This window comes from Pedobacter frigoris (assembly GCF_005116445.1).
Taxonomy (GTDB): Bacteria; Bacteroidota; Bacteroidia; order Sphingobacteriales; family Sphingobacteriaceae; genus Pedobacter; species Pedobacter frigoris.
This window is the reverse complement of record NZ_SWBQ01000009.1, coordinates 37,906-48,685: the sequence shown is the minus strand read 5'-3', so window position 1 is coordinate 48,685 and position 10,780 is coordinate 37,906. Positions and strand designations below refer to the sequence as shown.

The 10,780-nt window shown below is 38.8% G+C and carries 13 protein-coding genes; 7 read left to right on the top strand and 6 right to left on the bottom strand.

All coding sequences use genetic code 11. From position 1 onward, the window contains the following. A partial coding sequence (locus FA047_RS20710; RefSeq protein ID WP_205943363.1) for a hypothetical protein occupies positions 1-216 on the top strand: 216 nt, incomplete at its 5' end. 282 nt (positions 217-498) lie between these two features. On the opposite strand, the gene FA047_RS20100 is transcribed toward FA047_RS20710, so the two are convergent. From FA047_RS20100 to FA047_RS20075, 6 genes are all read right to left on the bottom strand, one after another. Continuing rightward, positions 499-1,425, bottom strand: a complete 927-nt coding sequence (locus FA047_RS20100) for a hypothetical protein (RefSeq protein ID WP_136837891.1) — start codon at positions 1,423-1,425, stop codon at positions 499-501. A 93-nt stretch (positions 1,426-1,518) separates the two neighbouring features. Next, the gene (locus FA047_RS20095; RefSeq protein ID WP_136837890.1) at positions 1,519-1,719 is read right to left on the bottom strand and encodes a carboxypeptidase-like regulatory domain-containing protein; all 201 of its coding nucleotides are present in this window, start codon (positions 1,717-1,719) and stop codon (positions 1,519-1,521) included. Between the two features lie 259 nt (positions 1,720-1,978). Further along, on the bottom strand, positions 1,979-2,698 hold the full coding sequence (locus FA047_RS20090; RefSeq protein ID WP_136837889.1) for a hypothetical protein: 720 nt from the start codon (positions 2,696-2,698) through the stop codon (positions 1,979-1,981). A 25-nt stretch (positions 2,699-2,723) separates the two neighbouring features. Continuing rightward, entirely contained in the window at positions 2,724-3,101 is a 378-nt protein-coding gene (locus FA047_RS20085) for a GntR family transcriptional regulator (protein ID WP_136837888.1), read from the bottom strand. 1 nt (position 3,102) lies between these two features. Next, entirely contained in the window at positions 3,103-3,882 is a 780-nt protein-coding gene (locus tag FA047_RS20080) for a hypothetical protein (RefSeq protein ID WP_136837887.1), read from the bottom strand. Positions 3,883-3,905: 23 nt separating this feature from the next. Then, positions 3,906-4,634, bottom strand: coding sequence for an ABC transporter ATP-binding protein (locus tag FA047_RS20075; RefSeq protein WP_136837886.1), 729 nt, complete (start codon positions 4,632-4,634; stop codon positions 3,906-3,908). Positions 4,635-4,820: 186 nt separating this feature from the next. Between FA047_RS20075 and FA047_RS20070 the strand changes: the two genes are divergently transcribed. The 6 genes from FA047_RS20070 to FA047_RS20045 all read left to right on the top strand — a co-directional run bounded on the left by FA047_RS20070 (position 4,821) and on the right by FA047_RS20045 (position 10,679). After that, entirely contained in the window at positions 4,821-5,744 is a 924-nt protein-coding gene (locus tag FA047_RS20070; protein ID WP_136837885.1) for an outer membrane protein assembly factor BamD, read from the top strand. Next, on the top strand, positions 5,744-6,070 hold the full coding sequence (locus FA047_RS20065; protein WP_205943362.1) for a DNA-directed RNA polymerase subunit omega: 327 nt from the start codon (positions 5,744-5,746) through the stop codon (positions 6,068-6,070). The genes FA047_RS20070 and FA047_RS20065 overlap by 1 nt, the downstream gene beginning before the upstream one ends. Positions 6,071-6,112: 42 nt before the next feature. Next, positions 6,113-7,306: a bifunctional phosphopantothenoylcysteine decarboxylase/phosphopantothenate--cysteine ligase CoaBC gene (gene coaBC, locus FA047_RS20060; RefSeq protein WP_136837883.1), complete on the top strand. Its 1,194-nt coding sequence runs from the start codon at positions 6,113-6,115 to the stop codon at positions 7,304-7,306. A gap of 4 nt (positions 7,307-7,310) precedes the next feature. Further along, on the top strand, positions 7,311-8,246 hold the full coding sequence (gene porD, locus FA047_RS20055; RefSeq protein WP_136837882.1) for a type IX secretion system protein PorD: 936 nt from the start codon (positions 7,311-7,313) through the stop codon (positions 8,244-8,246). Between the two features lie 80 nt (positions 8,247-8,326). Continuing rightward, the gene (locus FA047_RS20050) at positions 8,327-8,710 is read left to right on the top strand and encodes a BlaI/MecI/CopY family transcriptional regulator (RefSeq protein WP_136837881.1); all 384 of its coding nucleotides are present in this window, start codon (positions 8,327-8,329) and stop codon (positions 8,708-8,710) included. A gap of 4 nt (positions 8,711-8,714) precedes the next feature. Continuing rightward, positions 8,715-10,679 carry a M56 family metallopeptidase gene (locus tag FA047_RS20045; protein WP_136837880.1) on the top strand — a complete coding sequence of 655 codons (1,965 nt, stop codon included), beginning with the start codon at positions 8,715-8,717 and terminating at the stop codon, positions 10,677-10,679. Positions 10,680-10,780 lie beyond the last annotated feature (101 nt).

Sequence of the window (10,780 nt, the reverse complement as noted above, 5' to 3'; positions counted from 1 at the left end):
AACCCGAAATTGCTACCCACCTGCTCTTCCAGTTATCCCCAGCCTCCTCGTCATCCGGCCAGCACACAGCGACAAGAGATCTTGGATAGCGCAAACAAGAGATCTCCCGGTACCATCGAGACGACTAAAGGGTTTCTGCTTCACATCAAAATAACTTCTTCACACTTTATACACACATCATTCACAAATAATACACAAACAGGTACCTTTTTGTGAATAAAGTGTGTACAATGTATGTACCATGTGAGCAGATGCTATAGCCAAAGAGGCTATTGAGTAGCCTCTACTATACTACAAGATATTGACAGGAATAAAGCTTCGGCATTCAAATGACTCAAACATTTAAACCCTGCGATAAGATGTTTTGAGAATAAAGGTCTTATTGTAGTATAGTATATATAGCCTTTCGAATTTTTTGGGGCCAAAACAACAACTTCACACTGCTTTCCTATTTAAATATTGGCAGTCAAGTTATAAAACAACAAATTCCCGCCTAAACTAAGGTTCATAATTTTCCGGCAACATAGTAGATATGCCATAAGCGAAGGAAAAAAAGCCATCTAAACCAAGTCCGTTAGAAATAACATTAACTTTAGCGTTAAGTACAATTTCTTTATTGGGTACAAACCTAATTCCAGATGTAATCAGCAATTTGAATGCACCAGACCGATTAACGAAACGACGCATTACAGGCAACAAAGGCTTATTATGAATAACTGCCAGCAACGTGTCGGGCGACTTGAATATGGTCTCTCCTTTTTCATTAACACCTTTTATGGCTTCTGCTTTTACCAAATTCGGTGATAGCACGTCCGGAAGATAATCCCTCTCAAATAAAAGTTTTCTGATATAATCAGATGAATCACCAAATAGATTCATTGTTTTGTTAATTAAAAATGATCTCTTTTGAGCTTGATCTAGTGTATTGAGCCTAGCAAGTGCCCGTTGTTTTTCGGTGTTTATTTTTCTTTCAATACTTCTTATTTCAAAACCTTCGATCTCATTAGTATTATTGTAAACAGACCTTAGAAAATGAGTTACGGAACCATAATAAGCATTTTCCCTCAACGTTAATACTTCATCTGATAGTTCCTTCTCATTTAAACCCTGAAAAAATGCCTTACCATAAAAATATCTTTTCCCTGGCGACATGCTGAAATGCTGCAGGTCATATTCAATAATGTATCCCAATGCTTTATTTATCACTATAATAGCGCCTTTTGCGGTAGCAAACATTTCCTGTGTATTTTTATTGAGCCTCAATTGTATGTCATCAATATTTTTTATGATACATTCCTCAGAGAAAGGAGTAACACCCAAAAACGCATTTCTAAACTTTTTTAAAACTTCGGGGTCACGTATATCCAGCTTTACAAAATCGCTTTTGATGGTAATCTCCTTCAATTCCTGATTTTTTTGTTTCATTTTAAAACCGACTTTCAAAGGCAATTGCATAGAGGAAAACGAGTATGATATAGTTTCATATCCTATAAAACTGACGGCAAGATCTTGCTTACCTTAGGGAATATTATCCAATTTAAATAAGCCATTGCTATCGGAGATCGTACGAATAGTTGTATTGTTGATGTAGATGTTTGCGGCAACTACAGCTTTTCCGGTTTCACTATCAGTTATTTTTCCTGAAATTATTTGCTGTGCATTAGAAACACCTATATTAAATATCAGGAAAAATAAAATGAGTGCGCTACGTGAATTCATGGGACAAGCCTGGTTTTTATTATTGAGCTATATTGAAGGGAGAAATTTACAACTTTTGTATATAACTAATAGCTGGTAAGATATATTTTATGACTAGATCACTGGTTCTGCCTATACTCTAAACCTGTTTCAACTAAAGCTTTGCGCCGTATTTGCTTAAGGGTTGCTGCGATTACAATCGCAGCAACCCTTAAGCAGGTGTGCAGAAACTCTTAAGCGGAAGCAAAGGCACAGCGTAATAGAGCCTTAAAAAGACGTACTACAATTGCTTTTGAAGAGCTTTTATAGATTTACCAACCATAAACACCTTGCTGCTGTCTGAAAGTTTATAATTGAGTCTGGCAATTTCGGCATTGTTCAGTTCCAGGAAACTCCCTCCCCTAATATCAAAGGTCGCAGTATCTATCTTGTTCTCCTTCATTATCTGCAAGGTGGAACTTCTGCCTTTATCACCAACCACAGCTTTAAGAGACCTGAATTGACAGCTGTCGAGTACCATTCTAAACTGATCACTAAGTACGATATCAAATTGCTTTTCTTTTAAATTTTTCAAGTAAATTTCACCTACCCTATCGCTGATCGCCTTATCATACCTGGGGTAATCGAAGGTGCGCAGCTTGTTCAAATGATTTAGTATGATCACGATTTCACTGGAACTATTTCCAAATTCCTTGTTCTTTTCATTCATGACCACGTCGATAGTCAATGATGCTCCGCTCTGGACTACTTTAACATCATCTCTGATCCTGTTGCCCAGCCAAATGCCTTCTTTCGCTCCGTACTCAACCTGTATATCCAGCGCATTTCCAGTTTTGACATATAGTTCACTTATCCCGCTAAGGGCCTTAAACTGGTGATCGTTGAAACGCTTTTTATGATTTCCACTCAGGTAAGTTGTTTTGAGCGAAAAATTATGTGCGGCCAAAGTTCCAATATATAAAAGGAATGCCGCAATAAATAACATAGTACTTAATTTCATATTCGTTATGTTAAAATGTCTTTAATTATTTTGATCGATAATTGTCGCCCACATACTGCCTGTAAAGGGTAGCAATATTGTCTATATCAATATCCAACAGGTATATGCTTTTGAAAAACTCGGGCAGGTCCTGACTTAGAAAACGTTCCTTATTGTACTCCCGGATCTTCTTTTTGGCGTCTGTTTCCACAAAAAACCCTATTCCTCTTTTATTGGATATTACAAACCTATTCTGCAAAAACTCATAGGCCCTGACAACCGTATTTGGATTTACCTGCAGCTCAACAGCTAGATCTCTTACTGAAGGTATCTTCTCCTCAACCGGCCATTTGTCCAGGGTAATCTGTTCGCCGACATACGCCGCTATCTGCAGGTATATCGCTTCTTTTTCTCTGAACTCCATCTTAAACCTCCTTTTCTTTCAACCTGTAATAAGTAGCTGACCAGATCAGACCGGCTACAATAAAAAAGATGTAGGACGATGCAGAACTGATGATGGGAGATTCATTAATGTGATAATAATCGTTGCCATCGATGAAAGAAACGCTACTAAATAATTGTCCTACATTTACTTCTGTATTGAACATAGCGGTCAATACAGCTGCATTTACATAGATCATTCCAAAATAAAGGACCAGCAATAGTGATCCTATTTTCAGAATCTGATGTTTCCTGAAAAAGACGGCACCAAAGAAAGACAGTGCATGCAATAAGGAAAATATTACCAGATCACTAATTAATCTATGTTTAGGGTCAAAAATATTGACCAGTTTTTGCGGTTGCTTTAAAGATGCATTGGCGATCTGAAGTACTACAGCATCGACCACATAAAAACACGCTATATATACTACAAGAAAAATTACGAAAGAATAGACCCAGGCTACCAGCCATTTCTCCAGATTAGAAGCAGGAAGCATCAAAAAACTGATTGATTTGCTTTGGCTGCCAAGTTCGGCAAAAATACCGGCTGTAAAGATAGGCGCGGACACAAATAAGCAGAGCTGAAACATAGTATACTGTTCTATGCTAATGAAACTGTTTGCGTTCATACTAGTATAGCCCAACGCAATAGAAAGTCCGCCTATCAAAATCAGCAACAACATGAGGTAAGGTTTGTAATTGGCTATTGAATGTCTTTTGAAAAGCTTTATAAACCGACTGAGATTAAATGTATTGTTCATCATCTTATTGTTAATGCGTTTAATAACTATTTATGGCCGCTGATGGCGGAATTGAATAGCACTTCCATATCCAACTTTGCGGAGGCCTCGCCGCGACTGATGGCCATTTCCTGTAGCTCATCAATACTTTTGTACAGTACGATCTCCTGCTGATCCAGCACCAGCACCACGTCAATCAGACTATCGAGATCTCGTACCTGATGAGTAGAAATGATGATACAACGATCTTCATTAAGCGCAGCTGCTATCGCTTTTCTGAATTGTACCTTAGAAGGAATATCCAGACCATTGGTAGGCTCGTCCATGATCAATAAGGAAGTATTGGTGGCCAGTCCGAACGCGATCATGATCTTTTTCTGCTGACCATAAGAAAGGTGCTTAATTTTGCTGATTTCAGGAACATCAAAATCGGACAGCACCTTGTAAAATGCGGCTTCGTCAAACTTAGGATAAAAGTGTGCCGTACTTTTTACAAATCCTGAGACGGTAACATCAGGAAGATAGAGCTCCTCGGGAATGAAAAATAGTTCCTGGAGAAAAGCCGGTGTGCGGGAGTCAGCAGACAATCCGTTGACTTTACAGTGGCCTTCCCGGGGATGCAACAGTCCGGCAATGTTTCTTAATAAAGTTGATTTTCCTGCTCCATTCTTCCCTAGCAAGCCATAGATATGGCCTTTGGACAGCCGGAGGTTAAGGTCTTTGAAAAGCAGCTGGTTCTTGCTGTATCCAAAAGTTAAATTAGATATTTCTATCATATTGAGTCTGTTTTAGTGTATTACTTAACTAGTACACAGCAAATGTATATATTAAATTGAATTGTACAAAAAAATATGTGATTTGTTAAATTATGTTAACCACTTGACAGGATGAATGCCTTTACATAGCTTAGCGTCCTATTATTTTTAATTGACGGTATCGTATTATTAACTTATCTTTGCAGAATGTTTAAAATTAAACACGTTTTATTATTAAGTTTCACCATCATTGCCCTTACTATTGCGGGTTGCAAAAGCCAGTTTGAAAAGCTCAGACTAAGCAACGATACCGGCAAGAAAATGAGCGAAGCATTAAAGCTCTACAACAAGAAAAATTATGCTAAGGCTTTAATCTTGTTTGAGGATCTTTCACAAAAATACAGGGGAAGATCAGAAGCAGAGGAGTTGAACTATTACTATGCAATGACCCTGTTTAAACTGAGGGATTATACTACTGCAAGATTTCAGTTTAAAAGCTTTGCAGATACCTATCCAACCAGCAGATATGCTGAAGAATGCAGGTATATGGGTGCTTATTGTTTTTACCTGGAATCTCCTAAACCTAGCCTGGATCAGGAAAACACAGTTAAAGCTATAGATGCACTTCAGTTATTCATCAACTTTTATCCAAAAAGTGAGCGTGCTGCTGAGGCAAGTAAATACATTGGCCTGCTTCGTGCTAAACTGGAGGACAAAGCTTTTTCAAATGCGAAAATGTACTATGAGCTTGGTGGTTATGACATCAGTAACTACAAAGCTGCCGTTGTAGCCCTTAAAAATGCTCAAATAGATTTCCCGGATATTAAATATGCTGAAGAGATGGACTTGCTAATTGTGAAGTCGCAATTTGCTTATGCAAAAAACAGTATTGAGGAACGTCAGGAAGACAGGTACAGCGAAGCCATTGGTTATGCTGATGAGTTTGCTGAAAGTCACCCGGAAAGCAAGTTGCTTGCTGAGTCTAAAGAATTAAGAAAAGATAGTGAAAAAGGAATTGCCAACGCTAAAAGTGTTTTAGCAGCAAGAAAAGCTGACTATGAAAAATATAAAGCGCAGTTAGATAAAGAAGGTAAAAAAGATACTACTACAATTAAAACCCCCAACAAATAATGAATACTAATAAACCCGCTATACCGAACACAACGGTTACCAGAAATGTTAATGATTTAGATAGTAAAACTCAAAACATTTACGAGTCTTTAGTCATTATCTCAAAAAGGGCTAATCAGATTTCAAACAACATGAAAGAAGAATTGCACGGTAAATTAGCCGAGTTTGCTTCTTCAAATGATAATCTGGAAGAGATCTTTGAAAACAGAGAGCAAATTGAGATCAGCAAACACTATGAGCGCTTACCTAAGCCTTCCTTGATTGCTATTGATGAGTTCCTGAATGATAAAGTTTATTACAGAAATCCTGCTAAAGAGCAACAATAATTGTATGCATAGGGATTAAATTGCATTAATGCATTAAAAACCATGCTAAAAGATAAAAACATTATTTTAGGCGTTTGCGGCAGCATTGCGGCATACAAATCAGCAACACTGGTACGACTACTGGTAAAGGCTGGCGCAAACGTCAAAGTAATCCTCACGGCCGATGCGGCCAACTTCATTACGCCACTTACGCTGGCAACATTATCAAAACATCCTGTATATACACAATACTTCGAAGCCGAAACCGGAGTATGGAGCAACCACGTAGAACTTGGTCTTTGGGCCGACTATATGCTAATTGCACCGGCCAGTGCCAATACTTTAGCAAAAATGGCAACAGGACTGTGCGACAATTTATTGACAGCAGTATACCTTTCAGCTAAATGTTCTGTCCTTTTTGCTCCGGCAATGGATCTGGATATGTGGAAACATGAAAGCACCCAGCAAAATATAGTACAGCTAATTTCTTACGGCAATCTCCTGATTCCTCCGGGAAGCGGCGAACTGGCCAGCGGTCTCTACGGAGAAGGCAGGATGGCTGAACCGGAAGAAATTGTAGACTTCTTATCATCAACCATAAAAGAAGACCTCCCCCTGCTTGGCAAAAAAGTACTGGTCACCGCTGGCCCTACTTACGAAGCAATAGATCCGGTGCGTTTCATTGGAAATCATTCTTCAGGTAAAATGGGTTTTGCTATTGCTGATCAATTCGCTTTACTCGGTGCAGAGGTAACATTGATTACGGGGCCTACTGCAGAAAAAAGTCATCAAACAGTAAACAGGATTGATGTAGTTAGTGCTGCAGACATGCTCAAAGCTTGTTTAAGCGAGTTTACCCATAGTCAAATTACAGTAATGAGTGCTGCTGTAGCGGACTATACACCTGTAGTTACCGCGGATCAGAAGATAAAGAAAACTGAAAATCAGTTTAGCCTGGAACTGAAGAAAACTGAAGATATCCTAGCTACTTTGGGTAAATTGAAAACTGCTGATCAACTGCTGATTGGCTTTGCCTTAGAAACTGAAAACGAAGAGGAGCATGCAAAAAGTAAGCTGATTAAGAAGAACCTCGATCTGATTGTCCTGAACTCCCTGAACGATAAAGGCGCAGGCTTTAAGAAGGATACCAATAAAATCACTATATTTAATAAAGCATCTGAGAAAACTGTTTTTGAAATGAAGTCAAAGACCGAAGTTGCAAAAGACATTTGCCTTGAAATATTAAAGCTGGTTTAAAAGCATGAAACGCTACTTATTTATCTTAATATCCTTTGCATTTTATCAAACTGCCGCGACAGCCCAGGAATTGAATTCCAGGGTGCAAATTCAAGCTCCTACGGTTGCCAATATAGACAAGCGGAACATAGAGGTACTCCAAACTGCCGTAAGGGATTTTTTGAATAATAATAAGTGGACAAATGAGACTTACACCCCTCAGGAGCGTATCGAATGTAATTTTGTTATCACCATAACAGACTGGGACGGAAACTCAGCCTACAAGGCGGAAGCTCAACTGCAATCCAGCAGACCAGTCTATGGCTCTGCATATAACAGCACACTACTGAATTTGAGCGACAAAGACTTCGATTTTAACTATACTGAAGGACAGTCACTCGATTTCTCAGACCAGAATTTCATTTCCAATCTCAGTTCTTTGCTTGGATTCTACGCTTATACCATTATCGGACTCGATAAAGACAGTTTTAGTAGTCTGGGAGGAACCCCATACTTCAAAAAGGCACTCACTGTGGTAAACAATGCCCAGACGTCCGCCAATAAGGGATGGAAGGCTTTTGATGGCCTGAGAAACAGGTATTGGCTAAACGAAAATCTGTTGAATAAAGGTTTTGAAGAACTACGCGCCTTTATCTACGATTATCATTTTAACGGTCTGGATCGTTTACAGGACAATGCTCCCCGCGGTGTAAAGAAAATGATCACCCTACTTTCTGGCTTGAAACAGATGGACAAGCAAAAGGTAGGTTCTATTTTCCCTAACTTCTATTTTGCCAGTAAGGCAGATGAAGTGGTAAATATATTCTCCATTCCTACGGGAGATGTTTCTGATAGCATTAAAGCTTATAACCTCCTTGCGGAAATAGACCCCGCAAACCTCAACAAGTATGAAGCTTTAAAACAGCTCAATAGTACTGCAAAGCAAGGACTTAAAAAATAATCAGTTAAATTTTGTTAAAACATTTTGTTTATACGAATAGATTCGTACATTTGATTACGAAACAATTCGTATAAACAAATATGAGTACAGGAGAATATATTAAGCCGACCGAAAGTGAACTGGAGATCTTGCAGATCCTGTGGGAAAAAGGTGAATGTACGGTAAGGGATGTTCACGAAATTTTAGAAAAAAGTAAAGATGCCGGGTACACTACTACCCTAAAGCTCATGCAGATCATGCATGAAAAGGGCCTGGTGTCTCGCGACACATCAGCAAAAACACACATCTATAAAGCATCGGTAAATCAGGAAAAAACCCAGCAGCAACTGGTGAATAAAATGATAGACAATGTATTTAACGGCTCTGCTGCCAGATTGGTCATGCAGGCCCTTGGCAACCACAGTGCGAGCAAAGACGAGATTGATTCTATAAAAAAATATTTAGATGAACTAGAGAAAAAATAAGGTTATGGAGGTAATAGTAAACAACCTGATCAAAGCAATTGGATGGAGCATATTCCATTCATTATGGCAAGGAGCCATCATTTATGGAATACTCCTGATGCTATTGAGTCTTTTTCCCAAACTAAACGCAGGAGTAAAGCATAACCTGGCCTACGGCACACTGTGTTTAATATTTGTAGGATTTTGCATTACCTTTTCTTCTGTGTTCAAATTGCCGGAAGAAAGTCAGACAATGACCGCTCAAATCCTTGTTGAGGGAAATTACACGGAATCAGTTTTTACCATCCCTCAGCAAATTAAGAACAGCACCGAACACATATTTCCCTACCTATCGGGCATATATATAATAGGCTTGCTTTCACAATTATTCATATTAACCGTAGGCTATAAGAAGGTTTTGAGGCTAAAACAAGCAGCAAGGATTGCCGTACCGAATGAATGGCAGGTTGTATTCTCCAGTATGATCGACCGCTTAAACATTCGGCGAAACATTAGCTTTTATTTATCAGACAAAGTAAACGTGCCCCTTGTAATTGGTTATTTGAAACCTGTGGTATTGTTTCCGGTGGCTCTTGCCACACAGCTTGACATCAAGCAAGTTGAAGCAATATTGATACACGAGCTTTCGCACATTCGCAGAAATGATTATTTGCTTAACCTGATCAAAACAGGAATTGAAACTTTATTGTTCTTCAACCCTTTCATCTGGCTGACCAGTAAACTCATCGGTGTTGAAAGAGAGCATGCCTGCGATGATCTGGTACTCAAGTTTACCGGCACTCCTCTGACCTATGCCCATGCTTTGTTAAAATTAGAAATCCTTAAAGATAAAACCACGCCTACCCTGTCGATGGCAGCTACGGGCAATAACCAACATTTGTATCAACGCATAAAAAGAATCACAGATATGAAAACGAACTACATGAATGCAAAGCAAAAATTCTTTGCGATCACACTGACTATGGCCACCGTAATTTCACTGGCCTGGATCAGTCCGGAAAAAACAACTGCAGCTTCAACAAAAAGCCAGCCGCCTAAAAATGCAACTCTTGAGGTTAAATCAACACAGTCTAAACCTTTGGTAAAGCTCGTTGAAATTAAACCTGCCACAGGTGAAAAAGTCCCGGCTGATACGACTAAGAAAAAAAGAAAGTTTAAAATTGTGACTATAGATGCGCAGGGCAACCAGAAGGAGTACAATTCTGTAAAAGAAATGCCGGACAGCTTAAGAATCGATGTCATCAAAGACACATTCACCGACAATGACCTGAATGCAACTTTCAAAGCGCTTCCTGCAGATTTAGATAAAGCACTTATAAATTTTGAATCCAGTTACAACTTTAAGTTTGATACCATTTTAAACTCCAAACAAAAGGGAAAAATGAGCCCTGAAGAGCAAAAGCGACTAAATTCGATCAGGGTAGAATTAAATAAATCAATAAAGGCGGGAACTGCAAGATCCCTGTCAAGTTCAAAAGAACTGGCAGAAGCTTACAGAAAAGTTGCGAGTGCTGCGTCAAAAACAGGGGCTTATACTTACAGTTATAAAATGAAACAAAATTCCGATAAGGACGGCGACATTGTGATTATGACCAAACCAGGTAATGACACTATAAAAGTAAGGGGTTATAGTTATAAAATGACTCCAAAATCTGATCATGTTGTTACGGTATCTGGAATTGAAAGAGCGGTTACATCAGATCTTTTGGAGGCCAGAAAAAGAGCGGTGGAAAACACGACAGTAAGCTTGCAAAGGCGGCTCAGTAGTGCTGAATATAAAAAAGAATTTGAAGCCATGAAAGAAATCAGGGAGTCCGAAGAATATAAGAAAGCAAAAAAGAAATTCGATAGTGAAGTAGAGAAGATGAAACGGAAAAAAGGTATTAAAACAGATAGCAAGACCAATATTAATGGATTAGATATCGATGCCTATCATGAGTATATGTTACACAACATAGAGAAACCGTAAAATCGAGAACCCCCACAATAGTTTTTGGTTTAGGCAGAAGTATCATCTTCTGCCTTTTTTGTTTATAAGATTGTTAACACCCATTGCTTAAGTTTTCCTAA

What these genes read in the sequence shown, in the direction of transcription:
- FA047_RS20080 (WP_136837887.1), bottom strand. Translation starts at nt 3,882, where the DNA reads ATGATGAACAATACATTTAATCTCAGTCGGTTTATAAAGCTTTTCAAA.
- FA047_RS20050 (WP_136837881.1), top strand. Translation starts at nt 8,327, where the DNA reads ATGAGTACAGGAGAATATATTAAGCCGACCGAAAGTGAACTGGAGATC.
- FA047_RS20075 (WP_136837886.1), bottom strand. Translation starts at nt 4,634, where the DNA reads ATGATAGAAATATCTAATTTAACTTTTGGATACAGCAAGAACCAGCTG.
- FA047_RS20070 (WP_136837885.1), top strand. Translation starts at nt 4,821, where the DNA reads ATGTTTAAAATTAAACACGTTTTATTATTAAGTTTCACCATCATTGCC.
- FA047_RS20090 (WP_136837889.1), bottom strand. Translation starts at nt 2,698, where the DNA reads ATGAAATTAAGTACTATGTTATTTATTGCGGCATTCCTTTTATATATT.
- FA047_RS20065 (WP_205943362.1), top strand. Translation starts at nt 5,744, where the DNA reads ATGAATACTAATAAACCCGCTATACCGAACACAACGGTTACCAGAAAT.
- FA047_RS20085 (WP_136837888.1), bottom strand. Translation starts at nt 3,101, where the DNA reads ATGGAGTTCAGAGAAAAAGAAGCGATATACCTGCAGATAGCGGCGTAT.
- FA047_RS20095 (WP_136837890.1), bottom strand. Translation starts at nt 1,719, where the DNA reads ATGAATTCACGTAGCGCACTCATTTTATTTTTCCTGATATTTAATATA.
- FA047_RS20045 (WP_136837880.1), top strand. Translation starts at nt 8,715, where the DNA reads ATGGAGGTAATAGTAAACAACCTGATCAAAGCAATTGGATGGAGCATA.
- coaBC (WP_136837883.1), top strand. Translation starts at nt 6,113, where the DNA reads ATGCTAAAAGATAAAAACATTATTTTAGGCGTTTGCGGCAGCATTGCG.
- FA047_RS20100 (WP_136837891.1), bottom strand. Translation starts at nt 1,425, where the DNA reads ATGAAACAAAAAAATCAGGAATTGAAGGAGATTACCATCAAAAGCGAT.
- porD (WP_136837882.1), top strand. Translation starts at nt 7,311, where the DNA reads ATGAAACGCTACTTATTTATCTTAATATCCTTTGCATTTTATCAAACT.